Raw genomic sequence first — 25,296 nt, forward strand, 5'->3', positions numbered from 1 at the left:
AATATCTCCGCCATGGAAACACAGTAGCGCCCGGAACAGGCTTTCAGCGTTCCGGGCACGGTAATGTGTTAGCGAAGTTGGGATTAAACCGTCAATGCATATTCTTGTTGCGACAGCGCATCAGCAGGAAAATTCATTCCGGATGGCATTTTCTGCCTGTTCAGGCACTGTAAATCGCAAAAACCGGCGGGACATGTCTATGTCCCGCGCTTACTGCACTTTTCGAATTCTGAAATCAGTCAGCGTCCGCAGCGAGCGACTTTACGAGATCGATGATCTTGCGGCGCACTTTCGGATCTGAAATTTTCGTGAAGGCGCGGGTCAGCTGAACACCTTCGTTGGAATTCAGGAAATCGACCACATAGGTTGCTTCATTGTCTTCTGCAAAACCGGCCTGGTTCGAGGAACCTGGTGCGTCTTCAAAAAAGAAGGAAACCGGGACATTGAGAATTGCCGAGATTGCCTGAAGGCGGCTTGCACCGACGCGGTTGGTGCCTTTCTCGTATTTCTGGATCTGCTGAAACGTAATTCCAAGGCTTTCGCCAAGCTTTTCCTGACTGAGGCCCAGCATGTTACGACGAAGACGGATGCGGCTGCCGACATGCACGTCAATTGGGTTGGGCTTCTTTTTATTCTCAATCATACAACTGTCACTCCTCGCAGCTGCGAGCTTCCATTCATGCTCTGTTCATCCGAACAGCGATAACAATAAGTTTTGGGAGGTAGTCTGACGATTTTCCGCAAAAACCGTCGCCGCCGCGCCATAACATCGTAACAATATTAGTCTGTCAATGAAAACGCCTGCCGATTGGCAGTCGGAAAGCCATGCTCAACACGAGTAAGGTTAACAGCGCTACCAGAGATTGTCGTGAGCCATGTGGCGTGCCCCAAAATGGTGCACGAGATGACGGTAGGTAAGCGTCAACGACCCCGACGGCGTCATGTGCAAGTCCGTCGGTGATTCGACCATAAGCATCAACGACAGCTGAAAGACCATTGTTAGCTGCACGAATGAGGGGGAGCCCTTGTTCCACCGCGCGAACCTGTGCCTGGCGAAAATGCTGGTACGGACCCGGCGTATCGCCATACCATGCGTCGTTTGTTACATTGATGACGGCGCTGGCTCTTTGGCCCGTATATCCAAGCTCATCCGGAAAAATGGCTTCGTAACAGATCAGCGGCAGAAAGGTCTGGCCGTCTTTGACGTTCAGCGCCCGACGCGACGCACCGGCGGTAAACCCGCCCGGCATTTCCACCACTTCCTGAAGTCCAAGCCTGCGCAAAAAACTCTCATAAGGCAGATATTCGCCAAAGGGGACGAGGTGCACCTTATCGGCGGCATCAACAATCACTCCACGATCATCAATCGTATAAATTGAATTATAATAGCGCGGTTCACCGCCCCCTGATGCCTTCTCTTCACGAACGGCACCGGTGAGCAGCATCTGCCCGTCCTGTAGAACCTCGCCGATGCGGGACAGAGCCTCGGGCGTCGAGGTGAGAATATAGGGAACAGCCGTTTCCGGCCAAATGACCACATCGGGTTTCGGCTTGCCTTCCGCTGGCACTTCGCCCGTCAGCGACACCAGCTTGTCGAAGATAGACCGGCGCTCCGCATTATCCCACTTCATGGCCTGGGCGATAGACGGCTGTACGATGCGAACCGCGAGCGTTCCTTTTTCTTCACCGATTGCCGGCGCTTTTGAAAGCGTCCAGGCACCGAACCCGACATGCACTGCTACCAGCAACAGGGCGAGAACAATGCCTGTCTTGGCAAACCGCCCACCAATCAGCAGAGCCGGTGCGGCAAAGACAAAGACGGCCAATGCGCTCATCCCGATCAGACCGAGCACGGCAACCGATTGCATCAGCAGCGGCGTCGGCATGATGGCATAGCCGATCGCATTCCACGGAAAACCGGTGAACAGGAAAAGACGCAGCCATTCCGCCAGCGCAAAACCAAACGCTAGCGCGAAGATACGCCCCAAGCCGTCCGACCAGAAGATGCGCGCAACCATGGCTGCAAACGCATAGAATAGAGCCAGAAATGCAGGCAGGCCTAGAACCGCCAGCGGCAAGGCCCAGGCAAACTGGTCCGCATCAACCAGCAGCGCCGTGCCGATCCACCACAGTCCGGAAACGAAATAGCCAAACCCGAACCACCAGCCAACCATGGCCGTTGGCAACAGACGGCGAACCGGTCCGGCATTCGCTTTCGCAATGGCCCCGTCAATCAACCAGACCAAAATGGGGAAAGAAACGAAACCCGCCACAAAACCATCGAAGGGTGGCTGGGTCAGCGTGGCGAAGGCACCGCTCAGGAAAGCGGCCAACGCTCGACGCCAGCCGCTCGAAAGAATGATTTTCCCCGCCAGCCTTTCGATCATCAGGCCTCTTTGGGAGCGTCGGTTATGGTTTCAGCCTCTATAGGCTGGTCACCCGGCTTGGCGGATACGACAGCACGCTGCTGGCGACGGCGATCAGCCGCGGAAAGCGGCACAATACGCACTTTCTTCACCCGGCGCGGATCGACTTCCAACACATGGAATTCATAGCCCGGAATAGCCTGCACCACTTCACCGCGAACCGGAATACGCCCCAGGACCGAAAAGATGAGGCCGCCGACTGTGTCGACATCCTCGCCATGTTCGCCGACTTCGAAGGATGGGCCGATTTTCGCGGCGAGCTCTTCCAGATCGGCGCGCGCATCGACAACGAACACGCCATCGGCTTCTTCGGCGATCATGATTTCTTCGTCGTCATGCTCGTCTTCGATATCACCGACAACCATTTCGACAATGTCTTCCAGTGAAACCAGACCGTCGGTACCACCATATTCATCAATGACCAGCGCCATCTGGATATGGGTCGCCTGCATGCGCGCCATCAATCCGCTTGCCATCATGGATGGCGGCACAAACAGAACCTTGCGCATTAGATTGAGTTCACCGATCGTCTTGGTGAGATCGATCCGGCCCATGTCGAATTTGGCGGCCTTGTCTTCGGCCGTCGCCTTGCTGCGCGCGCTGCTACGGCGCGTGGTCTTCTGGCGGGCCTGCTTGGTAATGTAATTGAGAACATCACGGATATGGATCATGCCGCGCGGATCGTCCAGCGTCTCGGCATAGACCGGCATACGCGAATGGCCGGATTTTTCGAAAAGCTCCAGCACTTCCCAGAGCGGTGTGGAAATTTCCACTGCCTCGACATCGGCGCGCGGGATCATCACGTCTTCGACGCGAATCTCGCGCAGGCGAAGGATGTTATGCAGCATCGCCTTTTCTTCAGGCGAGAATGCTGAATCCTGTTCGCTTGCCGTGCTGGAAAGGGCATCGGCCAGATCTTCGCGCAGGGAAGATGATTGGCGCGAGCGCATGAATGGGAAAATATTAGACAAGAGGGAACGCTTCTCGGCCACTACGGGCCGTTGCGTACTTTGCCCTTCGGCGTCTTGAGTCTCGCTGCGATTTTCGCCAGCGGACGGGGGGTGCGATGTTTGATCAGCCATGGTCAATCGTTGTTAAGGTCTTATTCGGATACAGCATAAGGGTCGGGGATGGCAAGAGCATGAAGGATTTCACGCTCGCGCCCCTCCATAACCTCCGCTTCCGCATCGGTTTCGTGATCGTAACCCAAAAGGTGCAAAAAGCCATGCACGACGAGGTGAGCGAGATGGTTTTCGAGCGGCTTGCCCTCTTCACGGGCCTCACGCTCGACAGTTTCGCGCGCGATGATGATGTCGCCCAGCATCGGGCCCGGCTGCGCCCCGGTCTTGACCGGAAACGCCGGAAACGACAGCACATTGGTCGGCTTGTCCTTGCCGCGCCATTCCGCATTCAGGCTCTGGATCGAGGCATCGTCGGTGAAGACAACACTGAGCTCACTTGCCGCGCTTTTCAGGCCAAGATTGGCCCAGGCGGCCTCGACCGACTTTCTGACGAGCCCTTCAAGGACGGTTTCATCCGGCCAGTTGCCAGCTTCAACCATGATATCGATATGGATCGCGTTATTTGACACGTTCTGCGGCGGCTCTCCGTGCTGGCTAGCCGCATCATCCTTTCAGTTACAAGAAAGCTGTCTGCCAAGAGCGGTTCCCACTTTTGGGGACACGCTCGAAAAGGCAGACAGCTTTTCTTAAATCGTGATTCCAATAGGCAATTGCAAGATCATTCCGAACGCGCGTGCTGTTTGCCGTCGCGGTCGTAAGCTCCGACGATTGCCGCCACCAGCGGATGACGAACAACGTCTTTCTCCGTAAAGCGCACCTTGATGACGCCTTCGACATCGTCCAGCACGCGAAGCGCTTCAACGAGACCTGATTTCTGGCCCGGCGGAAGATCGATCTGACTCGGATCACCATTGACCATCATGCGCGACCCCTCGCCCAAGCGAGTCAGGAACATCTTCATCTGCATGGACGTCGTGTTCTGCGCTTCATCGAGAATGACCGCAGAATGTGCCAGCGTGCGCCCGCGCATGAAGGCCAGCGGCGCGATTTCGATCACACCTGCCGTAATGGCACGCTCAACCTTTTCGGCAGGCATCATGTCGTAAAGCGCATCGTAAAGCGGGCGCAAATAGGGATCGACCTTTTCCTTCATATCGCCCGGCAGGAAGCCCAGTCGTTCGCCGGCCTCGACAGCCGGACGTGACAGGATGATGCGCTCCACCAGACCGCGTTCCAGCAGCATCGCCGCATGGGCGACGGCAAGATAGGTCTTGCCGGTACCTGCGGGGCCGACGCCGAACACCAGCTCCGACCGGTCGAGCGCACGCATATAGGCATCCTGCGTCGGCGTGCGGGCAAAGATGGTCTTTTTGCGCGTGGAAATCTGGGCAGCAGAGAGCTTGCCCTTGTTTTCCATGGTCGGCAGCGTCAGCTGGTCGTCCGCAGCGATTGCCATGCGCAAGGCGCCGTCGACATCCGACGTCGTCAGCTCATGACCTTTCTGCAGCGATTCATAAAGATGATCGAGTGCACGCCGCGCCTGCTCGGTTGCGGTCGGCTCCCCCCGGATCGAAAGCTGGTTTCCCTTGGAGCGGACATCCACGCCAAGCTTCTGTTCGATACGGGCCAGATTCTCATCGAACTGACCGTAAAGCGCGATGGCAAGACGGTTATTGTCGAAAGTGAGCACGATGTGGGCCATATCCGAGGCCCCGGTCGTCGGGCTTTTTTGCGTTTGATTGGTTGGCTTGGCAGACTTCAGCTTTTCCGTAGCGCTCAACCGTATCTCCTTAAAGCACAATCCTGAAAAGTTGCGACTTTTCAGACCAGATTATGCGTGAACGCAAACCGTTCACGCATTGCAATCGAAGTCTCGACAGGATTACCGGCAAGCGACTCAATACGCCGAAATTTTCTGCCTCGACATCATCATGCCTTCAGGCCAGTTTTTGCGCAATAAGGCTATTGGTCCCTGTGGATGTGATTTTCACATGAATGATGTCGCCGACCCGGTCATTGCTGTCATCGATGATGACAGGCAGGAGCCATGGCGAACGGCCCACCATCTGGCCTGCGACACGACCCGGCTTTTCAAGCAGCACATCCATCTCGCGACCGATCATGGAATCCTGAAATGCATATTGCTGTTCGGACAGGAGAGCCTGAAGGCGCTGAAGACGCTCATCCTTGACCGCTTCCTCTACGTGATCGTCGAGATCGGCACCCGGCGTGCCGGGGCGAGGCGAATATTTGAACGAATAGGCCTGCGCGTAATTGACTGCGCGCACCAGCCGCATCGTGTCTTCGAAGTCCTGATCGGTTTCACCGGGGAAGCCGACGATAAAATCACCCGACAGCGCCAGATCCGGCCTCACTTCGCGGATGCGTTCGATCAGACGCACATATTCATCCGCTTTGTGACGACGGTTCATCGCCTTGAGAATGCGGTCAGAACCGGATTGTACCGGCAGATGCAGATAGGGCATCAGCTGGCGCAGATCACGGTGGGCGGCAATCAGGCTGTCGTCCATGTCGCGCGGATGGCTGGTCGTATAACGAAGCCGGGCAATGCCCGGAATGCGCGCCAGGCGAAACAGGAGTTCGCCCAAGCCCCATTTGCGACCATCGTCACCAGCGCCGTGCCAGGCATTGACGTTCTGGCCAAGCAAAGTGAGTTCACGCACGCCGCTGTCGGCAAGGCGCTCGGCCTCTGTCACGATCTGCTTCACGCTGCGCGAAACTTCCGAGCCGCGTGTATAGGGAACCACGCAGAAGGTACAGAACTTGTCGCAGCCTTCCTGCACAGTGAGGAAGGCAGAAACACCGCGCTTGCGGGTTTCCTCGCGCTTGGGCGACGGCAGGTGTTCGAATTTATCTTCGAGAGCGTATTCGGTCTCAACCACCTTTTCGCCGCTGCGGACCCGCGCAAGCGCATTGGGCAGGCGATGATAGGTCTGCGGACCGATGACGAGATCGACATTCGGCGCCCGGCGCAGGATTTCCTGCCCTTCGGCCTGCGCCACGCAGCCCGCAACACCGATGGTCAGTTCCTTGCCATTCGCTTCACGCGCATCCTTCATCTTGCGCAGACGGCCAAGCGCGGAATAGAGCTTTTCCGACGCTTTTTCGCGAATGTGGCACGTATTGAGCAGAACCAGATCGGCATCGTCCGGCGTATCGGTCGCAACATAGCCTTCCGCTGCAAGGCTGTCGGCCATGCGCTGGCTATCGTAGACGTTCATCTGGCAGCCATAGGTTTTTACGAAAACCTTACGCACATTGGGACGCTCTGCCGTGGGTTCGAGATCGGTGATGTTGTCGCTCATGCGCGGCTATCTACAGCTTTTGTCACCATTTTGAAAGGTGACAATCTGAACACTTGGCTGAACACCCGATGGAGCAGTTGTTACTCTTCGGGAATCTCGCGCCCCAGCAACGCACTTTGCAAGAGCGAGCGCACACGGTTTTCCATTGTGCGAGCCAGCGCCTTGCGGTCTGTCTTGGCCGTTACGACGACCGGCTCGCCAAAACGCACTTCAACGTCGATAGCGCCTTCACGCAAGATACCTTTCAGGTGCGGCATCAGCTCGACGTCGCCCGGCCATGATGCGATCGGGCGGAAATAACGGCCCATGGCCATGCCATGCACGCCCGTATAGGCAATGGCAACCGGCTGAACCACGACTTCAGGTACATTGGCTTCCTTGATCGCGGCATGCGCGGCACCAAAAAGCGCGGTCTTGAACGGCAGAACGCGATTACCATCCGAGGTCGTGCCTTCCGCAAACAGCACCATAGCGTCGTCGGTTACCAGACGCCTTGCGATTTCGGATGTCTGTTCACCCGTTTTGCCCCGCCGTTCCCGCTCCACGAAAACGGTGCGCTGCAAAACGGCGAACATACCGAAAACAGGCCACTTCCTGACTTCCGACTTGGCGATGAAGGAGACCTGACCGACCGTCGACAGAACAATAATATCGCTCCACGAAGTATGGTTGGCGACGAGTAACAAAGGTCGGCCCTCGTGTATCTGGCCGACGGTCTTGATGCGAAAACCGAACAGGCGTGCAGCAATACGATGAAAAAGGGTCGGCAGACGCCGCTTCCAGTTGTTCTTCAGCTTAAGCAACAGATACTGAACTGGAATAAGCGACAGGCTCAATGCGACCATTGCCGCGACGACGAGAAAGATGCGGATTGCTCCGATCATCGTGGCCCTGCCGGAGTACGGCTCAGGTCGCGGCGCAATATCAGCGCAGCCGAACGCCCATTGGCGGTTTCATAATAAGCGGGTCTGTCGCCAACCTTTTGGAAGCCGAGACGGCGATAAAGCGCCTGGGCGGCAACATTGGCCTCATCCACTTCCAGAAAAAGCGTTTCGGCGCGCTCCTGATAGAGATGGCGCAACACGGCATCCATCAGCGCGCGCCCGACGCCCTGGCGTTGCACATCACGCGCGACGGCGATCGTCAGGATTTCCGCCTCACCTGCCACCAGACGAGCCAGCACGAAACCACAGGCATCGTTCGGTCTGCCTTCCGCACGGGCAACAAAACCGAAAACCGTATCCTGTGCGATCAGCGATCTGAAATCGTCGGAACTCCAGCCGTGATGGAAAGCGACTGCATGAATACGCTGAATCGCATGACTGTCCTGTGCGCCAAGCGGCTCCACCGAGATTTGTCTGCGACCGAAACGCCCAAACGGCAAGCCCATCATCGGCTATTCTCCGGTAGCCTTGCGCGGCAGCGCAAACCCGACCTGCGGCTTCGCATCAGGTCCACGCATGTAAAGCGGCTTCGGCGCATCGCCCGGCTGGCGCAAGCTTGCCAGACGCGCATAGATGCCGATTTTAGCGGTTGGCTCTATTGGGCCCAACTCGAAACGGCCACCAAGCACGTCATTGATCGCAGCGGCTGCAGAACCTGCAAGAACAGTATTTTCCGCTTGAGAAACAGCAAGAGCCTCCGCTTCCTCTCGCGACAGAACCAGCGGCTTCGCGTCCGGCAACCCTTTTGCATCGAATGATTGCGCATAAATCTCGCCACGATGCGCGTCGAGGAAAACCAGAATTGGCTTTTCCGGGGACAGTATCTGTGTTTCCGCAGCCAACGCTTCGAACGCCGTTATGCCGATAGCAGGAACGTCGAGCGCCAATGCAAAGCCACGTGCTGCCGAGACACCGATACGAACTCCGGTAAACGATCCCGGTCCGATATTGACCGCTATCCGATCCATATCGCGGAGCGACAGTTTCGCCTCAGTCACAGCACGTTCGATATAGTCCATCAATACTTCCGCATGTCCCTTGCCGATGTTTTCGCTCACATCGGCAAGCACGACCTCGCCGTCGGCATTGTAGACGGCAACGGAACACCACGAAGCGGCAGTATCAAGCGCAAGTATCTTCATGCGCAACCGGGTAAATCAGATTTTAGCTCGCGACAAGTCAAGTCTTGTCCAAAGGCTGGATCAGTTTCGTTTTTAAGCCCTTCTCGCGGAACAAAACTTGGCGATATGCGTTTGAAAACCGGGTGCGGCAACGTTTTTGCTTTGTCCTGACGGCGACAAGGCCCATCCGGCAATCGAGCCTTACAATGATCTGGCGGGTTCGTTTGCGTTTGGAACACCCACCCGTGACGATGAGCGACATCTCCCAGCCGCTCCAAGCCGGATTGAACAACAGGATATGAGGATAAAATGTCCAAGAAGTCGATGCATGCAACCCGCAACGATCTTCCTTCCAATACGAAGACGACAATGATCGCGCTGCTCAACGAAAATCTAGCCGCGACAATCGATCTTGCCCTCATCACCAAGCAGGCACACTGGAACCTCAAGGGACCGCAGTTCATCGCAGTTCATGAAATGCTCGATGGCTTCCGCGCCGATCTCGATGAACATGTCGACACGATTGCGGAGCGTGCCGTGCAGATCGGCGGAACGGCCTATGGCACCACGCAGGTCGTGGCCAAGGAAAGCAAGCTCAAGCCTTATCCGACCGACATCTATGCCGTTCACGACCATCTGCTTGCACTGATCGAGCGTTATGGCGACGTTGCCAATCTTGTACGCAAGTCGATCAAGGATGCAGATGATGCAGGTGACGACGATACGGCGGATATTTTTACCGCCGCTTCCCGTGGTCTCGACAAGGCATTGTGGTTCCTTGAGGCCCACGTTCAGGAAAAGAACTGACCTCACAGATGCAATGAAAAGGCCGGGAACTCCCGGCCTTTTCTATTCGTGATAATCAGTTGGCCCATTCGCCGCTGCGCATCACTGGCTCTCGGGTTCCATCCGTATTGATGCCATCGACGTCGATCTGGCCGGAGCCAATCATCCAGTCGATATGGATGAGACTCGAATTGCCACCCTGCGCCTTGATCTGTTCCGGCGTCAGTTTTGCGCCGTCGATAAAGCACTTGGAATAGCACTGGCCAAGCGCGATGTGGCTTGCGGCATTTTCATCGAACAACGTGTTGTAGAACAAAAGCCCACTCTGCGAGATCGGCGAGGAATGCGGCACCAGTGCCACCTCACCCAGATGACGGGCACCTTCATCCGTATCCAGCACCTTGTTGAGCACTTCTTCACCACGGCTTGCCTTCGCCTCGACAATTCGTCCACCTTCAAAGCGAACCGCGATATCCTCGATCAATGTGCCCTGATGCGACAGAGGCTTGGTGCTCGTCACATAGCCCTCGACCCGTAGTGCATGAGGTGTGGTGAACACTTCTTCCGTCGGAATGTTCGGATTGCAGGTAATCCCATTCTTCGCCGTAGACGCCCCGCCGTGCCATTCATGACCGTCGGCAAGTCCGACCGTCAGATCGGTGTTCGGACCTTTGAAATGCAGGGCGCTATAAGCCTTGCCGTTCAGGAAGCGGGTGCGGGTGCGAAGCGCTGCATTGTGTGCCGCCCATGCGCCGACCGGATCGTCGACATCGACACGCGAAGCCGCGAAGATCGCATCGGCTAGCTTGCGGGTCGCGATGTCCGCCGGTTCGTTCGGAAACATAAGCTTCGCCCATGCCGGATTGGGATAGGAGACAATGTTCCAGTTGATGTCGAAACCGGCAATCTTTTCGAGAGCCGGCTGATAAGCCTTCGAGTTGGCCCGGTTGGCGCGTGAAACCTTGGCCGGATCCTGGCTGGAGAGGAGCATCGGATTGTCGGCAGCAATAGCCAAACGGGCAGCGCCATCCGAATAGGCCTTCGCCATTCCCTCATAGAGCCAGCTCGCCGCACGATCGAAACTTGCGTCGGATGCGTTCTCGTAACGCGCAAGTGCCATTTCGTCATCCGCGAAGAATGGCGTTACCAGTCCGGCCCCAGCCTTGTAAGCATGCTTGGCGATAAGGCGAACCAGCGGCAAGGCCACGACCGGTGCGGTAATGACGAGATCCTGCCCCTCGCGCAATTGCAGACCAACGCGAACGGCGACTTCCGCGAGACGTTCGAGTTTCACCGGATCGATGACTGGGTTCAGCTGTTCATGAGCCATGGGTGGAAGACCTTTTTGGATATGGAATCACCGACAGTTTATCAGACGGCATAATTTCACCACCTTTTTTCCTGCCTTTGCAGTATAGTAATTCTGCGGTCAGTTGCAGGAGAAAGCAGACAGTAATGAATAAGAAAGTGCTTATCTTTCTGGGCGTTAGCGGCCTTCTGGCGGGCTGCGTGACCATGACACCTGAACAGCGTCGTGCGGCCGACGAACAGACCTGCCGCAGCTATGGCTTCAAGGCCAAGACTGACGCTTTCGCCAACTGTCTCATGCGACTGGATCTCGATCGCAGAGCTGACCGGCGTGCCTGGCAGAATCAGGTTGATTTCTACGACACTCCGATGGTGATCTATCGCCCGATCTATCGCTGAAACTTTCGCCGAAAAGCGACGACAATCAGCCAGAAAATCAAAACGCCGGTCAGGTAGAACTAGACCGGCGTTGCAGATTATCTGATTGTAAAATCGCCTCTTATAGCGGTGCTTCTGGACGGTCCTGGGACAGAAGTAGCGCGCCAATGGCGTCAGCCTGCTTCTGGCTTGCCGGAGCATAGCCAAGCGATGTCGGCTGCGGGGCTGTCGTATCGAATTGCGGCTGGTAGGAGGCCACCTGCATATGCTGTTCCTGCTGAGGTGCAGCCACACCGCGATGGCGTGCCAGTCGTTCGCCACGGGCCTGCGGACCGGCACCAGTGTTCTGGTCCACACTTTGAGCCTTTACCGCTTCCGCGAGTGCCACCTGAACGGTCGGTTCCGTTCCCGGAACTGGGCCGGTTTGTGGCAGGGTCACATCATAAGACGGATCCTGTGGAACGGAAGGTGATTGCGGCGAATAGGCCATAGCCAGATTGTATGGCTCCTGCGGAACCGGATTTTGCAGCGAACCGTCGCGATTGCGCTTCTCGTAGAAGGAATTTCCACCGGCTACGAGCACGTAATGCATATTGTTGTAAGGGAACTTCAGACCCGCCGTGTGGAAGAACATGGCGTTCTTGAGCTTCGGATGACGCTCACCCTTCAGAACCGCGTCGGCAGCGGCCTGAACATCAGGCAGCGCCTTGGAATTCATCTGGCGGGTAAGCACACCGGGCGCAAACTGGTTCTTCTGACCGACGACACCGCAAATCGTATCCGGATAACGTCCCGACGCGAGACGGTTCATGACCACCGTACCAACAGCCAGAAGACCGTCGGAACTCGAACGATTGGATTCGAAGAACATCGCACGTTCAAGGCAATTCTTGTCCCGTGCGGTGTAGGTGTAGGTCTTCACGCCATTGACGGATTTGACGTGGCTTGCCGCCGTCTTTTCCGAATTGGCTTTTCCCGAGGTTCCGGTTGTCGTGCAACCGGTCACCACGAAAGGCGCAATCACCAGCCCGATAAGAGCGGGCAATTTCCACTTCGCGGCGCGCGTCAATGGCTCAGTCTCATATTAGGACCCTTAACTGATCCAGTCATCCATTCAGGCGAACACATCTGGAATGATGCGCGCGAACGTCTGACTGCGGTGCAAGTCAAAGAGGACGAAGATCAAAATCTCACGTCCTACAGTCGCTCAATCGAATTCAAGGTTTTGGAATTTTTAGGCCAAAAAAAGGCAACAGGTCAAATCCCAACAATGCTGGAGACCGCTGAAAAGTCCTAAAACAATTCCGAATCGAGATTGCGAATGTGCCTACAAGCCCTTTAAATATATTAATAATTCCTTAACGAGAATTAGCAATTCAGGTAAGATATTGATTTCACGAGATTCAAAGTCTCGCAATACACGCCATATCGCTGCCTTAATTCACTTTTTCTTGTACTTTTTTTGCATACACATTTGTGGCGTTTCAAATCTTCTGTAGAATTTCTGCTTCCAGGCCGGTTCCATTGCTCTTTGTCAACTTTGACAACAGATTTGTAACATCGCGTGAGATTGTGCTTTTGAGACCCGTTTCGGGTTGTTGCAATGCGAATCGGGCGAGCACGATCCGCACCTTGCAAAGCGGGGTCTTAAACAAAAACGACCCGCCACGGATACCGTGGCGGGTCGGACAAGTTCAGTTCCTGACGCCGAAATGACCGCAGCGGTCACCCGAAAGAATAACCCGCACCCCGAACGGTACGGATCGGATCGAGCGCACGACCGACATTGATCGCCTTGCGCAGCCGTCCGACATGGACGTCCACCGTGCGGTCGTCGACATAGATGTCCGGTCCCCAAACGCCATCCAGAAGCTGGCTACGTGAGAAGACACGACCGGGCGACATCATGAAATATTCGAGCAGGCGGAATTCCGTTGGTCCGAGACGAACTTCCTTTTCCTTGCGATAGACACGATGCTGTTGACGGTCGAGAACCAGGTCGCCCACTTTCAGCACATGCGAAAGAATGCTCGGATTCGACCGGCGCAACATCGCCTTGACGCGCGCTAGCAATTCCGGCGTCGAAAATGGCTTCACGACATAGTCGTCCGCGCCGACGCTCAGGCCCCGAACACGTTCGCTTTCCTCGCCACGTGCCGTCAGCATGATGATGGGCAGGCGTTCGGTTTCCGGCCATTGGCGCAGGCGACGGCAGAGCTCGATGCCCGATACGCCCGGCAACATCCAGTCCAGAATGAGCAGATCCGGTACGTTCTCGCGCAAGGCGATCTCGGCTTCGTCGCCGCGCAGCATTGTATCGACCTGGTAGCCCTCTGCCTCAAGATTATAGCGAAGAAGAACGCTCAGCGCCTCTTCGTCTTCTACCACAGCGATTTTGGGTGCCTGTGACATCCAGTATTTCCCTATCCAAATTCGGCGGGCGGTAGATACAATCCCCCAATCGACCGCGTGCCGCCGCGCTATTCACTCATTCTCAACCGCCGGACCGTGTGGTCCGGTCGGCTGCAGTTCAGGGTTTACGCGCCTCATCCACGACAATACCGTGGCTCAGGTCTTCCTTGGGTCGTTCGGCCGGCATTTGCAGGCCGGTCACGATGTAGTAGACGGTCTCCGCAATATTGGTCGCGTGATCGCCGATACGCTCGATATTCTTTGCGCAGAACAGAAGATGCGTGCAGGCGGAAATATTGCGCGGGTCTTCCATCATGTAGGTCAACAGCTCGCGGAACAGTGACGTGTACATGGCATCAATCTCGTCGTCGCGGTCGCGAACGACATTGATCTGCTGCACCGAGCGCGACGCATAGGCGTCGAGAACATCCTTGAGCTGGGTCAGCGCCAGCTCAGCGAGTGTTTCGAGCCCACGATAAAGCTTTACCGGCTGGCGCGATTCCGAAACGGCGGCAACGCGCTTGGCAATGTTCTTGCCCAGATCGCCCACGCGTTCCAGATCGGCAGAGATGCGGATCGAGCCAATGATTTCGCGCAGGTCCACAGCCATGGGCTGACGCTTGGCGATAATCATCACAGCCTTGTCGTCAATCTCGCGCTCGCTGGCATCGAGAATGAGATCGTCGGAGATGACGCGCTGTGCGAGCGCATTGTCCGCATTGACGATAGCGGCGACCGACTGCTCGACCATACGTTCCGCATGTCCGCCCATTTCGGCGATCTTATGGGAGAGAAACTTCAATTCCTCGTCGTAGGAGCGAACGGTATGCTGAGACGGCATAGTAGACCTCGTAATATAAATTGCGGGGAAGCCGCACTGTCTATCTGTTGAAGCGCAGTTGCGGATCAGCCGAAGCGTCCGGTAATGTAGTCCTGCGTGCGCTTTTCGGTCGGCGCGGTGAACATGGTTTCCGTGTCACCCACTTCGACCAGATTGCCGAGGTGGAACATGGCGGTGCGCTGCGAAACACGCGCGGCCTGCTGCATGGAGTGCGTGACGATCACGATCGTATAGTTCTGGCGCAGTTCATCGATCAGCTCTTCCACCTTCGCGGTCGCAATCGGGTCGAGCGCCGAGCACGGTTCGTCCATGAGAATGACTTCCGGGCTCACCGCAATCGCGCGTGCGATGCAAAGACGTTGCTGCTGGCCACCCGAAAGACCGGTGCCCGCATCGTGCAGACGATCCTTCACTTCCTCGAACAAGCTCGCCTTCTGCAAGCTCGTCACGACGATTTCTTCAAGATCGGCCTTGGTGCGGGCGAGACCGTGAATACGTGGGCCGTAGGCGACATTTTCATAAATCGACTTCGGAAACGGATTCGGCTTCTGGAACACCATGCCGACGCGGGCGCGCAGTTCGACGACATCGATCTTCGGATCGTAGATGTCTTCATTGTCGAGCGTGATCTTGCCACCGACCTTGCAGCCTTCGATCGTATCGTTCATGCGGTTAAGCGAACGCAGGAAGGTAGACTTGCCGCAACCCGAAGGGCCGATCAGCGCCGTGACCATCTTTTCCTGGATTTCCAGATCGACGTCGAACAGCGCCTGCTTCTCACCATAAAATACGCAAACCTTGTCGCCGCGCATCTTTATGGAATTGGCGTTGGCGTTCATCTTTTCTCCTACGGCTTTCTCGAGAGATCGTTCAGTCATCAGGTTCATAGCTTTCGACTCCCGTTTACCAGCGGCGCTCGAAGCGGCGGCGCAGAATGATTGCTGCAATATTCATCACGGCAAGGAACAGAAGCAGGACGATGATAGCGCCTGACGTGCGTTCCACAAAGGCGCGTTCTGCTTCATTCGCCCACATGTAGATTTGTACAGGCAATGCCGTCGCTGGATCCATTGGCGTGGACGGCACGTCGGCGACGAAAGCCACCATGCCGATGAGAAGAAGCGGCGCGGTTTCACCAAGCGCATGGGCAAGGCCGATGATCGTTCCCGTCAGGATGCCGGGTGCGGCAAGCGGCAGGACGTGGTGGAACACCATCTGTGTTTTCGATGCACCAAGACCGAGGGCCGCAGCGCGGATCGACGGCGGCACCGCGCGAAGGGCGGCGCGGGTCGCGATAATGATGGTGGGAAGCGTCATCAGCGTCAGCACCAGACCACCGACCAGTGACGCGGAACGCGGCAGGCCGAAGAAATTGATGAAGACAGCAAGCCCGAGCAGACCGAACACGATGGACGGAACCGCTGCCAGATTGTTGATGTTCACCTCGATCATGTCGGTGAAACGGTTCTTCTTGGCGAACTCTTCCAGATAGATTGAAGCGGCGACGCCGATAGGCAGCGACAGGCCGAGAACGATCAACATCATGTAGAGAGAGCCGACCAGTGCGACACCAAGACCGGAGGTTTCCGGACGGCTGGAGGCACCGAAAGTGAAGAGACCTGTATTGAAGGCCTCCTTCATGACGCCTTCTTCCGAAAGCATCTTCATCCAGCCCACCTGACGGTCAGAAACCTTGCGGCTCGTCTCCGGCACGGAAAGGTCGATCTGCCCCTTGAAGGCGGAATCGATATCGGCGCCGGCCAGAACCGGAACAGTCTGCGTCGTGCCGATGAGCGATGGATTGTCCATCACCAGCTTGCGCAGCTGAATGCGCACGCCGTCGGAATAGAAGCGGCCCAAATCACGCATTGCCGGACGGTCTGTCGCTGCAACACCCAGTTTTTCGGCCAATGCATTGCGCACCAGCAGCGGATAATTGGCCGTGATCAGCACATTCGGATCGGTCGCGCGCTTGTTGCCCGGGTCAATCACCTTCTCTTCAAGCTTGACCGGCAGATAAAGCGTCGTCTGCCAGAAGGCTGTATAGCCCTTGGAAAACACCGAGAAGAGAAGTGCGCACAGAAAGAACACGCCGATGGCGATCGCAGCAATACCGTAATAGCGGAAGCGACGTTCGGCAGCGTAGCGGCGTTTCAGTCCGATATCGCGGCGCGTCGGCTGTGCCGTGGCGCCGCTGGCGTTGAAGGTCGTATCGGTCATTATTCGTACTGCTCCCGGTACTTGCGCACGATATGCAGCGCAAAGATGTTCATGATCAGCGTCAGGACGAAAAGCGTGATGCCGAGTGCAAAGGCCACCAGCGTTTGCGGCGAGTTGAACTCAAGGTCGCCGGTGAGCTGGTTGACGATTTTCACCGTGATGGTGGTCATCGCTTCGAAAGGATTGATATTGATGCGTGCCGCAACACCGGCGGCAAGAACCACGATCATGGTTTCGCCGATGGCACGGGATGCGGTCATCAGAAGCGCGCCGACAATTCCGGGCAAAGCGGCAGGAAGGACAACACGTTTGACGGTTTCGGAGCGGGTTGCGCCAAGACCAAGCGAACCGTCGCGCAATGTCCGCGGCACGGCTGTGATAATGTCATCGGAGAGCGAGGACACGAAGGGGATCAGCATCACACCCATGACGAGACCAGCGGTCAGAACGCTCTGCGCCATGATGAAGCCCTGACCGCCTGCAATGGCAATCGAGAGATCGCGCAGGAAAGGTCCGACTGTCACAAGGGCGAAGAAACCGTAGACGATGCTGGGAATACCGGCCAGAAGCTCAAGGACCGGCTTGACGATCGTGCGCACTCGGGGCGACGCATATTCTGCCATGTAGATGGCCGAAAACAAGCCGACTGGAACAGCGAACAGCATGGCCACAAGGGCGATGTAAAGTGTACCAGCCAGAAGCGGAATGAGACCGAACTGGCCTGTCTCACCACCCGAGCCGGCGGCGGCAAAGCGCGGGTCCCATACAGTGCCGAAGAAGAACTCCCACGGCGAGACTGACTGGAAGAAACTGATCGTCTGGAACAGCATCGAGCAGATGATGCCGACGGTCGTCAGAATGGCGATACCGGATGCGGCGATCAGCCCCCAGAGAACGATCCGCTCGACATTGTTGCGTGCACGCATGCGGCGGCTGATCGTGGAAAGGCCGAAGATCAGGCCTGCGATGGCGATCACCAAGGAAACAGCTGAACCGATGGTGTGTGTCAGCGCCGTTGCCTTTTTCAGGTAAAGCGCGATAGGCACCATGTAATCCTGGCCTTCAGTCGCGAGCGCCACGCCCTTGGATGCAAGAACGGCGCGAGCATCCTGATAGTTTGCCGGGAAGCTTTCCAGTTCGGCAGGCGTCAGCCGGTCAAGCCCGTTGGCCAGACCACGCACCATGCCAAGCTGCAGGCTGCGATTGGTGAAGGAGCCGTCCTCGATAGCATCCGGCAGACGGGCGGTCGCGCTGTGATCGAGATAGACCGACGTTCCAACGGCCCATACAGCGAGAAACAGAATCGCAGGCAATGCAGAAACGAGGAAAACCCACCAGCCATGATAATGCGGGCGGGAATGCATTTTCTCGGTCGGCGAGGCTTTTGCGGAAGCAGACTGCGCCTTGTCCAGTGCAACGGCACGCTGGCGGCCTATGAAGAATCCGATCAGCCCGATTGCAACGATACTGACGAGAACCAGAAAGAAGGACATTCAATTTCCCCGGTTGCCCTGATGAATGCGGACGGTTTTGAGGTGCAGCTTCCACCCATACCGTTCCACGCGGATGCGCCTGTCATAGTGCAAAGGCGCGAAAGGAGAAGAACGCGGAGATTCGTCATCCCCGCGTTCCACAGATTAAAACTTACTTCGCAGCCAGCGTCTTGCCTTCGGTGAAGGCGGCGCGCTGTGCTTCACGTTCTGCGTCCGGAGCCGGAACCAGACCATATTCGGCGAGCGGGCCGTCAGGACCGATCATCTGGTCATTCAGGAAGAACTCAACATATTCCTTCAGACCTGGGATAACGCCTAGGTGAGCCTTCTTCACGTAGAAGAACAGTGGACGCGACACCGGATATTCGCCCGAAGCGACGGTTTCAGCCGAAGGGGTGATGTCGTTGACGGTCGCAACCTTCAGCTTGTCAGCGTTGTTTTCGAAGAAGTAGAGGCCGAATACACCAACGCCGGTCTTGTTGGAGTCGATGCGGGCGAGCGTTTCGGCATAATCGCCGTCGATGTCGACAGCTTTGCCGTCCTTGCGCACTGCGATACAGGCGGAAGCGGCAGCCTTGTCGTCAAGACCGGTCTTCTTGATTTCGTCCAGAGCGCCGGAGTGCTTGCAGCCGTCGGCAAGAACCTTTTCTTCAAACACTTCGCGGGTGCCGTGCTTTTCGCCTGGGATATAGGCAGCAATGTCCCAGTCCGGAAGGTTCGGGTTGACCTGGTTCCACTTGGTGTTTGGATTGTCGACCAGCTTGCCGTCGACGACGAGCTTGGCTGCGAGAGCCTTGTAGACATCTTCCGGCTTCAGCTTCCAATCCGGACCCTTGGCGTCGGTCGCGAAGACGATGCCGTCATAGCCGAAGCGCACTTCCTGAACATCCTTGACGCCAGCGTCGATGCATGACTTCAGTTCCGAGTCCTTCATGGCGCGCGATGCATTGGCGATATCGATGGTGTTTTCACCGACGCCCTTGCAGAATTCTTTGATGCCTGCGCCCGAACCGCCCGATTCAACAACCGGTGTCTTGAAGTTCGGAAAGGTTTCGCCGAACGTTTCGGCGACGATTTTTGCATAAGGCAGAACGGTCGAGGAACCGGCAACCTGAATCTGATCGCGCGCCTGAGCGGCGGAAACCGACATAACAGCAGCGATGGCAATCGCTGCGGTCGAGGAAATCATCTTGTTCATGAGCTGCGGCTCCTGTTGTAAAAGACATATGACGATGTGGCGTCGTTAGCCCTCTACGCGCTCTATATTACATTCATATGACACTATTGTTACAGGTTTGTATCAGAGCCGCTTGCCAGTGATTTTGTGGGGTTCTGCCGGTCCCTGAACCGGCAAAGATTTCAGCGCTTGAGCGGTTCCGGTTAACACAGAATCGCGGAACCGACCTATCTCTTTGTTTGTATGCATTATCCGACGCAAAACCACTTCGCACTTTTGCTGGAAATGCTCTTAGAAATGCGGCAAACGCGCACCGAGATCTTCAATCCCCGAAACATCGACATTGGCGAAGGCAAAGCGCAGAAATGCTTCCTGCCCATCACCGAAGAACCGGCCCGGCAAGGTGATGACGCCAAGTGACTTCGCAAGGCGCTCGGCAACCTCGACCGATGAGGCATCAGGATATGGGTGACGGACGAAGGCGAAGTAGGCTCCAACCGCCTCCACATGCCAGCCTTCGATATTGGCCATGACCGACCGCAATGCAGAGGCACGCCTTGCAATCTCGCCGCGATTATCGTCACGCCAGCCGGTCAACGGCTCGATGGCGCGTGCAACTGCGATCTGTGGCGCGCGGCCTGCGCATATCTGCAGATTGTCCATGACTTTTGCAACGTTCTCGACCATCGCCTGGCCCGCGACAATCGCACCAAGCCGGTGCCCCGGAATGCAGAACGATTTTGAGAAGCTGTAAAGCTGGATCAGATGCGACGGCCAGTCCGCCTCGTCAAAAAGCCGATGCGGCGGTTCATTGGGATCAGCCATAAAATCGCGATAGGTCTCGTCCAGAATGAGCCATGTTCCATTGTCGCGGCAGAGAGCATAGATTTCCGATAACAGTCCCGCCGAATAAATCGCCCCGGTTGGGTTGTTCGGGGAAACAAGCGCCAGCGCCGCAATACCCGGACGAAGCACAGCCCGGAAATCTTCCGCGCTTGGGATGAAACCATTCTGGGCATGGCAGGGCACCGAACCTGAATCGATGCCGAGCATTTCCAGCGATGAACGATGGTTGAAATAGAATGGATCGGTGGTCAGCACCCTATCGCCGCTTTGCGCCACACACATGATGGCAGCGATAAAGGCCTGATTGCAGCCGGATGTAATATGGACGTTGGAGGCATCGATCTGCGCGCGATAGAGTTGTCCGACATGCGCAGCATAGGCTTCGCGCAGAACCTTTTCGCCCTCAATCGGACCGTAACCGGCAGAGGCGACCGATCCGGCTGCCTCGCCGAGAAAGTGCAGCATGTCTGGATGCGGAGGATAGCCGGGAACAGCTTGCGACAAATCAATCAGAGCACCACGCGACCCGTCATAGTCCCGCGCCCAGGCCTGCACCGCTGGAATGGGCGGCGCGGAAAGGCGATTAATCAGCGGATTGACGGCAGACAAGGACATTGGCGGCTCCCATGGTGGTTTCGGCCACTCTTATCGCGATCGCTGGTGTGGTTGAAGCCATTATTCGCTCGGACGCGAAAGCACGTAAACAGCCGAGCCGAGCATGAAAACAGTTACCGATGTTGCCAGCAGCCAGCCGGGTTTCGCGCCCCACCAGAACAGGCCATAACCGACCGTCATACCAAGACAGGCATAGAGCTTTGCACGTGGCGGAATGGCTCCACGCTCACGCCATTTTATGACCAGAGGACCAAAACGCTGATCGGCAAGCAGGCGAGCCTCAAGCTTCGGCGATGATCGTGCAAAGAACCACGCGGCAAAAATGATGAAGATCGTTGTTGGCATGACCGGCAGGAAAGCACCGATGATGCCAAGCGCCAGCATCAGGAAGCCGAGGCAAAGATAGAGTATCCGCTTACCCGCCGAAATTGCTGGTGAAGCGGTCTCGATCCTGTCTTTTTCCGGGTGGTCCTGCATGGCGTTCCATCGTCTGATCTGGACGCTTATAACAGGATTCTGGCGCTTTCGTGCAGGTTCACAGCGGTCAAAGAAATGTCATCCCACTGCCTTTCAGCCCCTGTGGATAACTTTTTGAGACCGGTAAGGAATTGTAAAACACAGTCATAAATTGCAGCTTTGCCCCCGAAATGCCTTATTTCCTTAACTTTGCCACTCAGGATGAAAACTTGTTCTACAAATAAAAATTGCAACGCAATCGCACCGAACCTCCGTCCGGGTAAGCAGTTCTTCTTGCAATCAATGCGCGAAAACAAGGCGCAGCAAAGGTTGCCGCAGATTCCTAACGAATCGTAAACGGCACGACAGCAACCAAACAGAATCTTTCCTAATATTCCTTGGTTATGTTTATCTGATTAAATAAACAACGTTTAGTATAGGATGATTTTCCCGATGCGATATAGATTCAATTATCGCATAATGTTCTCATTCAAACCACGCCAGCGCCACATTTAGATTCCAGTTCGCGATTGTCTTTCTCAGCGACAACTGTGGGACACCCCGTTAACAACTAGTGGATCTGGCATGACTTTCAAGACCCGTATGGCTATGCTCGCCGTTGCGGCAACCGGTCTTCTCGCGACCACCGCAATCGAGGCTTCAGCACAGCAATGCGGCGGTGCCTCGTGGTACGCCCTCACTTCCCGTACGGCTTCGGGTGAACGTATGAACCCAGCCGGCCTGACCGCAGCACACCGCACCCTGCCGCTTGGCAGTAAGGTCAAGGTTACCAATCAGAGAAACGGCAAGTCACTCGTCGTGCGCATCAACGATCGCGGCCCGTTCATCAAGGGACGCGTCCTCGATCTGTCGAAGGGTGCCGCAGGCCGCCTTGGCTTCATCGGCGCGGGACACACCAAGGTCTGCTTTACGCCGCTTTGATTTTGGCGACATTTCGTCCGACTGTTGGATATGGAGCATTTCCGATCTAAGTTCGATCGTTAGAAATGCTCCATCGAATTGTTTTCGGCATTTCCTCGCCCCAAAATAGGTTCCCACTTTTGGGTGAGATGCCTATTTCCGATCCAGCCGGTCGGTGAACCAGCGGGTCAGCTTGATCCAGACCTCGTCCTTTTCGGCGGCATCCTCGATCCCGTGTTCAAGATTGGGATTGTCGTTGACCTCGATCACCACCACGCCATCGTCCGTTTCCTTCAGATCGACGCCATAGAGCCCGTCGCCGATGCAGCGTGCCGCGCGTAGCCCGGTTTCCAGAACCGATGGCGGCGCATCGCCCAGCGCATAGGAACGAAACCCGCCTTCCAGAGGCTTGCCGCCCGTATCGTGCTTGACGATCTGCCAATGGTTCTTGGCCATCATGTACTGGCAGATGAAAAGCGGCTTTCCGTCGAGAACGCCAACACGCCAGTCGAACTTCGTCGGCATGTATTTCTGCGCCAGCAGAAGATCACTATCCTCCAGCCATAAAGTGGCGAGCGCTTTCAGTTCGGCAAAATCCTTCACCTTCTTCACGCCGCGCGAAAATGACGAATCCGGTATCTTGATGACCATCGGAAAGCCGAGCATGTCGGCAGCGCGTTCCAGATCCTCCTCACCTGCAATCATCACCGTCGGCGGAACCGCCACGTCGTTCGCCTGCATCAATTCGTGCAGATAAACTTTGTTGGTGCAGCGGATCATGGAAATTGGATCATCAATCACCGGCATGTTTTCCTGCTGCGCCCGCCGGGCGAAACGGTAGGTGTGATTGGAGATCGATGTCGTCTCACGGATGAACAGTGCGTCATAGTTGGCAAGCCGCGGCAGATCGCGCTTGCCGATCGGCTCTACTTCCACTCCGAGCCGGGCTGCGATTCTTGCCCAATGCTTCAGCGTTGAAACGGTCGAAGGCGGCATTGGCTCTTTCGGATCGCATAGCGTTGCGAAGGAATAGCGCGCCGGGACCTTTGGTCGCGCGGCGCGCCACTCACGCTGGGTATAGCGATCAAGTGCGTCCTCGAAGCGTTCCTTCTGCGCCTTGGTAAACTTGGTGATATTCGCAAAGCCGATCTTCTGGATGCGCGCCCATTCACCGGGCTTGACCGTGACTTCCAGCGACGGCGCGCGAAACCAGTCGAAGAGCAGCCGTCCGAAGCGCTCAAACTCGGGGTTATCGGCAAGACCGAAATGCACGTGGATTGTTTCGGGCGCCCTGTCCGGATGCTTGCCGAGCGCCTTGTTCAGCATGTCTTCGAGTTCGGGAATAGCGTTTTCATAAAGTCGCCGTTCCGACAAATCGATCATCGTTTCCACAGAGGGGATGATGCGATGCCCCCGCGCTTCAGCCAGAAGCGAAGCGTAATAGCCACGGCTTTGATAGGCGTAGGAGCGCGACAGGTTGATGATGCGCGGGTGCAGCTGCCCATTGAAGAGAGCGGGATGCGCGAGATAGTCACGCGTGGTCATGACCTTGTGCGGCGTCGCCCCATTGTCGATATCCGAGAGGCGCCCTACCAGAATGACGCAGATCGTCATCAGTCCGTCCTTTTTTCCAGAATAACGGCCGCCCTGAGCCCATCACTGCCGAACCGTGCGATGCGGTCGAAAATGTGGAAGGGAACAGGGACATTTGCAGCATCGGCAATGGTTTCGCCGAGCTCTTCCTCCACCCAAGGGTCATGAATGAGAATATGCCGCCCATCTTCACCATGGGCGAGCACCCAGTGCGGCACTTTCTTGCCGAACATATGATAACCGCTGATCAGCACGATCACTGCCGCCCCACGGCGCAAGGCAGCGAGAATGTCGTGCAGCGTGAAACCGCGATAGTCCACCGGAATTGCATAGGCTTCTGTACGCTGGCGGAAATCGGTCTGCGCCAGTTGCATCACCTTGCGCTTTTCCTCCGAACGCACCGACTGCAGGAAAAGCATGTCCTCGATGGAAACGATGATCGATGCTTTCAGACCGCGCTCATGCGCAGCGACCGCAAGCCCAAACGGCTCACAACCGCCCGGCCCCGACATCATGTAAATCGTCGTCGCATCGCGCCAAAGGCGGACTTCCAGCACGGGGTCGAGCTGCGTCTCCCGATTGTGCCGGGCAAGCACCATCATCAGGCAGGCTGCACCGCAGGTAAAATCAGTCGTCTGCTCGTAATAGGGAAAGGCCGTGACGGGTGAAATGTCACCGCGAACCGTCTTTTCGAAACGCAACGCATCCGAATGGTCAGCGTAGTAATCGAGATAGCGTCCAATGGGGCGGTAGCCATGCCGCTTGTAAAGCGCGATACCGCGTTCATTATCCTCGCGCACTTCCAGCCGCAGCAACGGACGGTCGTGGTCGTAAGCTGCCGTTTCCGCCGCTTGCAACAGAAGAGAGCCGACGCCCTTGACCTTGGCCTCCGGGTCGACGGCTATCGAGTAAAGTCGCGCAAGCGCGGTGCCATGGCGGAAAAGAATCATCGCATAGCCGATGACCGTGCCATCCATTGTTGCAACAATGGTTTCTGCGGTTGGTCGTGCGATGAGGGCGCGAAATGAACGGCGAGAAATCCGGTCCGTCTCGAAACAGCGCTCCTCGATGCGCAGGAGCGCATCTATGTCGTCTGCCGTGGCCTTGCGCGTCGTTGCGCCTGTCATCTTTTGGCCTTTGCAAAGGGATCGTTACGATCCGGTCGACACCAACATTGGCTTATTCGAGGCAAAAGACAAGCGCCCGGACCGTGGCAAAATTATGAGTGATTTTTACCGCCTGATCGGTTCCGCTCAGCCGCTAAATTCAATCAATAATTGCAATTTTTGGCACCACCCTCGTTAACCATTAATTAAGAAGTCCGGCGTGCCCAAGGCGAACTGAATTGACTCTGGAGTATTTCAGACATTAACGTTTCGTTAACAAATGAGTAACTGGCGAGAGCCAAAGG

Annotated in this window: 24 protein-coding genes; 3 read left to right on the forward strand and 21 right to left on the reverse strand. The window is 56.3% G+C overall.

The annotated features are described in order from the left end of the window. Nucleotides 1-235: 235 nt before the first annotated feature. From AAE521_RS14560 to tsaB, 9 genes are all read right to left on the reverse strand, one after another. Nucleotides 236-643 (reverse strand): helix-turn-helix domain-containing protein, encoded by a 408-nt coding sequence (locus tag AAE521_RS14560; RefSeq protein ID WP_010657769.1) that lies wholly within the window; start codon nucleotides 641-643, stop codon nucleotides 236-238. Nucleotides 644-788: 145 nt separating this feature from the next. Beyond that, complete coding sequence (lnt, locus tag AAE521_RS14565) at nucleotides 789-2,387, reverse strand: apolipoprotein N-acyltransferase (protein ID WP_342061679.1); 1,599 nt, start codon at nucleotides 2,385-2,387, stop codon at nucleotides 789-791. Next, nucleotides 2,387-3,508 (reverse strand): hemolysin family protein, encoded by a 1,122-nt coding sequence (locus AAE521_RS14570; protein WP_029926167.1) that lies wholly within the window; start codon nucleotides 3,506-3,508, stop codon nucleotides 2,387-2,389. Before AAE521_RS14570 ends, lnt begins: the two co-directional genes overlap by 1 nt. Nucleotides 3,509-3,528: 20 nt before the next feature. Further along, nucleotides 3,529-4,017: an rRNA maturation RNase YbeY gene (gene ybeY / locus AAE521_RS14575; protein WP_342061680.1), complete on the reverse strand. Its 489-nt coding sequence runs from the start codon at nucleotides 4,015-4,017 to the stop codon at nucleotides 3,529-3,531. Between the two features lie 149 nt (nucleotides 4,018-4,166). Beyond that, on the reverse strand, nucleotides 4,167-5,228 hold the full coding sequence (locus AAE521_RS14580) for a PhoH family protein (RefSeq protein ID WP_029375821.1): 1,062 nt from the start codon (nucleotides 5,226-5,228) through the stop codon (nucleotides 4,167-4,169). Between the two features lie 157 nt (nucleotides 5,229-5,385). Continuing rightward, a complete protein-coding gene (gene miaB / locus AAE521_RS14585) occupies nucleotides 5,386-6,774 on the reverse strand; it encodes a tRNA (N6-isopentenyl adenosine(37)-C2)-methylthiotransferase MiaB (protein WP_342061681.1) in 1,389 nt (462 codons plus the stop codon). 80 nt (nucleotides 6,775-6,854) lie between these two features. Further along, nucleotides 6,855-7,658, reverse strand: coding sequence for a lyso-ornithine lipid O-acyltransferase (olsA, locus tag AAE521_RS14590; RefSeq protein ID WP_342061682.1), 804 nt, complete (start codon nucleotides 7,656-7,658; stop codon nucleotides 6,855-6,857). Beyond that, nucleotides 7,655-8,167: a ribosomal protein S18-alanine N-acetyltransferase gene (rimI, locus tag AAE521_RS14595; protein WP_342061683.1), complete on the reverse strand. Its 513-nt coding sequence runs from the start codon at nucleotides 8,165-8,167 to the stop codon at nucleotides 7,655-7,657. Before rimI ends, olsA begins: the two co-directional genes overlap by 4 nt. A 3-nt stretch (nucleotides 8,168-8,170) precedes the next feature. Next, nucleotides 8,171-8,860, reverse strand: coding sequence for a tRNA (adenosine(37)-N6)-threonylcarbamoyltransferase complex dimerization subunit type 1 TsaB (tsaB, locus tag AAE521_RS14600; RefSeq protein WP_342061684.1), 690 nt, complete (start codon nucleotides 8,858-8,860; stop codon nucleotides 8,171-8,173). Nucleotides 8,861-9,148: 288 nt separating this feature from the next. Here tsaB and dps point away from each other — a divergent pair, with 288 nt between their 5' ends. After that, the gene (gene dps / locus AAE521_RS14605; RefSeq protein ID WP_012091005.1) at nucleotides 9,149-9,646 is read left to right on the forward strand and encodes a DNA starvation/stationary phase protection protein Dps; all 498 of its coding nucleotides are present in this window, start codon (nucleotides 9,149-9,151) and stop codon (nucleotides 9,644-9,646) included. Nucleotides 9,647-9,701: 55 nt separating this feature from the next. Here dps and AAE521_RS14610 read toward each other — a convergent pair whose 3' ends face one another. Then, a complete protein-coding gene (locus AAE521_RS14610; protein ID WP_342061685.1) occupies nucleotides 9,702-10,955 on the reverse strand; it encodes an aminopeptidase in 1,254 nt (417 codons plus the stop codon). Nucleotides 10,956-11,080: 125 nt separating this feature from the next. Here AAE521_RS14610 and AAE521_RS14615 point away from each other — a divergent pair, with 125 nt between their 5' ends. Next, nucleotides 11,081-11,332: a hypothetical protein gene (locus AAE521_RS14615; RefSeq protein ID WP_342061686.1), complete on the forward strand. Its 252-nt coding sequence runs from the start codon at nucleotides 11,081-11,083 to the stop codon at nucleotides 11,330-11,332. A 100-nt stretch (nucleotides 11,333-11,432) separates the two neighbouring features. Here the strand turns inward: AAE521_RS14615 and AAE521_RS14620 are convergent, their stop codons facing one another. From AAE521_RS14620 to AAE521_RS14660, 9 genes are all read right to left on the reverse strand, one after another. After that, a complete protein-coding gene (locus tag AAE521_RS14620) occupies nucleotides 11,433-12,380 on the reverse strand; it encodes a cell wall hydrolase (protein ID WP_342061687.1) in 948 nt (315 codons plus the stop codon). Between the two features lie 656 nt (nucleotides 12,381-13,036). Then, nucleotides 13,037-13,723: a phosphate regulon transcriptional regulator PhoB gene (gene phoB / locus AAE521_RS14625; protein WP_006468130.1), complete on the reverse strand. Its 687-nt coding sequence runs from the start codon at nucleotides 13,721-13,723 to the stop codon at nucleotides 13,037-13,039. 118 nt (nucleotides 13,724-13,841) lie between these two features. Beyond that, nucleotides 13,842-14,564: a phosphate signaling complex protein PhoU gene (gene phoU / locus AAE521_RS14630; RefSeq protein ID WP_010657755.1), complete on the reverse strand. Its 723-nt coding sequence runs from the start codon at nucleotides 14,562-14,564 to the stop codon at nucleotides 13,842-13,844. Nucleotides 14,565-14,629: 65 nt separating this feature from the next. After that, nucleotides 14,630-15,403 carry a phosphate ABC transporter ATP-binding protein PstB gene (gene pstB, locus AAE521_RS14635; protein WP_010657754.1) on the reverse strand — a complete coding sequence of 258 codons (774 nt, stop codon included), beginning with the start codon at nucleotides 15,401-15,403 and terminating at the stop codon, nucleotides 14,630-14,632. Nucleotides 15,404-15,467: 64 nt separating this feature from the next. Next, on the reverse strand, nucleotides 15,468-16,784 hold the full coding sequence (gene pstA, locus AAE521_RS14640; protein WP_342061688.1) for a phosphate ABC transporter permease PstA: 1,317 nt from the start codon (nucleotides 16,782-16,784) through the stop codon (nucleotides 15,468-15,470). After that, nucleotides 16,784-18,277 (reverse strand): phosphate ABC transporter permease subunit PstC, encoded by a 1,494-nt coding sequence (pstC, locus tag AAE521_RS14645; protein ID WP_010657752.1) that lies wholly within the window; start codon nucleotides 18,275-18,277, stop codon nucleotides 16,784-16,786. Before pstC ends, pstA begins: the two co-directional genes overlap by 1 nt. 151 nt (nucleotides 18,278-18,428) lie before the next feature. Beyond that, the gene (locus tag AAE521_RS14650; RefSeq protein WP_010657751.1) at nucleotides 18,429-19,475 is read right to left on the reverse strand and encodes a PstS family phosphate ABC transporter substrate-binding protein; all 1,047 of its coding nucleotides are present in this window, start codon (nucleotides 19,473-19,475) and stop codon (nucleotides 18,429-18,431) included. A gap of 270 nt (nucleotides 19,476-19,745) precedes the next feature. Further along, nucleotides 19,746-20,909 (reverse strand): aminotransferase, encoded by a 1,164-nt coding sequence (locus tag AAE521_RS14655; RefSeq protein ID WP_342061713.1) that lies wholly within the window; start codon nucleotides 20,907-20,909, stop codon nucleotides 19,746-19,748. A 66-nt stretch (nucleotides 20,910-20,975) separates the two neighbouring features. Continuing rightward, entirely contained in the window at nucleotides 20,976-21,392 is a 417-nt protein-coding gene (locus AAE521_RS14660) for a YbaN family protein (protein WP_010657749.1), read from the reverse strand. A gap of 564 nt (nucleotides 21,393-21,956) precedes the next feature. Between AAE521_RS14660 and AAE521_RS14665 the strand changes: the two genes are divergently transcribed. Next, nucleotides 21,957-22,313, forward strand: coding sequence for a septal ring lytic transglycosylase RlpA family protein (locus tag AAE521_RS14665; protein WP_010657747.1), 357 nt, complete (start codon nucleotides 21,957-21,959; stop codon nucleotides 22,311-22,313). A gap of 132 nt (nucleotides 22,314-22,445) precedes the next feature. Here the strand turns inward: AAE521_RS14665 and AAE521_RS14670 are convergent, their stop codons facing one another. After that, nucleotides 22,446-23,906 (reverse strand): RimK family protein, encoded by a 1,461-nt coding sequence (locus tag AAE521_RS14670; protein ID WP_342061689.1) that lies wholly within the window; start codon nucleotides 23,904-23,906, stop codon nucleotides 22,446-22,448. Further along, on the reverse strand, nucleotides 23,906-25,012 hold the full coding sequence (locus AAE521_RS14675; RefSeq protein ID WP_342061690.1) for a peptidase C39 family protein: 1,107 nt from the start codon (nucleotides 25,010-25,012) through the stop codon (nucleotides 23,906-23,908). Before AAE521_RS14675 ends, AAE521_RS14670 begins: the two co-directional genes overlap by 1 nt. Nucleotides 25,013-25,296 lie beyond the last annotated feature (284 nt).

Origin of the sequence: Brucella cytisi (assembly GCF_038433355.1) — a bacterium.
In the GTDB taxonomy this organism is placed as follows: Bacteria; Pseudomonadota; Alphaproteobacteria; order Rhizobiales; family Rhizobiaceae; genus Brucella; species Brucella cytisi.

Excerpts from the sequence above, each read along its gene's own strand:
- pstB (WP_010657754.1), bottom strand. The coding sequence starts at position 15,403 with ATGAACGCCAACGCCAATTCCATAAAGATGCGCGGCGACAAGGTTTGC.
- AAE521_RS14660 (WP_010657749.1), bottom strand. The coding sequence starts at position 21,392 with ATGCAGGACCACCCGGAAAAAGACAGGATCGAGACCGCTTCACCAGCA.
- miaB (WP_342061681.1), bottom strand. The coding sequence starts at position 6,774 with ATGAGCGACAACATCACCGATCTCGAACCCACGGCAGAGCGTCCCAAT.
- dps (WP_012091005.1), top strand. The coding sequence starts at position 9,149 with ATGTCCAAGAAGTCGATGCATGCAACCCGCAACGATCTTCCTTCCAAT.
- phoB (WP_006468130.1), bottom strand. The coding sequence starts at position 13,723 with ATGTCACAGGCACCCAAAATCGCTGTGGTAGAAGACGAAGAGGCGCTG.
- phoU (WP_010657755.1), bottom strand. The coding sequence starts at position 14,564 with ATGCCGTCTCAGCATACCGTTCGCTCCTACGACGAGGAATTGAAGTTT.
- AAE521_RS14665 (WP_010657747.1), top strand. The coding sequence starts at position 21,957 with ATGACTTTCAAGACCCGTATGGCTATGCTCGCCGTTGCGGCAACCGGT.
- tsaB (WP_342061684.1), bottom strand. The coding sequence starts at position 8,860 with ATGAAGATACTTGCGCTTGATACTGCCGCTTCGTGGTGTTCCGTTGCC.
- AAE521_RS14670 (WP_342061689.1), bottom strand. The coding sequence starts at position 23,906 with ATGACGATCTGCGTCATTCTGGTAGGGCGCCTCTCGGATATCGACAAT.
- olsA (WP_342061682.1), bottom strand. The coding sequence starts at position 7,658 with ATGATCGGAGCAATCCGCATCTTTCTCGTCGTCGCGGCAATGGTCGCA.
- rimI (WP_342061683.1), bottom strand. The coding sequence starts at position 8,167 with ATGATGGGCTTGCCGTTTGGGCGTTTCGGTCGCAGACAAATCTCGGTG.
- AAE521_RS14610 (WP_342061685.1), bottom strand. The coding sequence starts at position 10,955 with ATGGCTCATGAACAGCTGAACCCAGTCATCGATCCGGTGAAACTCGAA.
- AAE521_RS14560 (WP_010657769.1), bottom strand. The coding sequence starts at position 643 with ATGATTGAGAATAAAAAGAAGCCCAACCCAATTGACGTGCATGTCGGC.
- AAE521_RS14675 (WP_342061690.1), bottom strand. The coding sequence starts at position 25,012 with ATGACAGGCGCAACGACGCGCAAGGCCACGGCAGACGACATAGATGCG.
- lnt (WP_342061679.1), bottom strand. The coding sequence starts at position 2,387 with ATGATCGAAAGGCTGGCGGGGAAAATCATTCTTTCGAGCGGCTGGCGT.
- AAE521_RS14570 (WP_029926167.1), bottom strand. The coding sequence starts at position 3,508 with ATGGCTGATCAAACATCGCACCCCCCGTCCGCTGGCGAAAATCGCAGC.
- pstC (WP_010657752.1), bottom strand. The coding sequence starts at position 18,277 with ATGTCCTTCTTTCTGGTTCTCGTCAGTATCGTTGCAATCGGGCTGATC.
- AAE521_RS14650 (WP_010657751.1), bottom strand. The coding sequence starts at position 19,475 with ATGAACAAGATGATTTCCTCGACCGCAGCGATTGCCATCGCTGCTGTT.
- pstA (WP_342061688.1), bottom strand. The coding sequence starts at position 16,784 with ATGACCGATACGACCTTCAACGCCAGCGGCGCCACGGCACAGCCGACG.
- AAE521_RS14615 (WP_342061686.1), top strand. The coding sequence starts at position 11,081 with ATGAATAAGAAAGTGCTTATCTTTCTGGGCGTTAGCGGCCTTCTGGCG.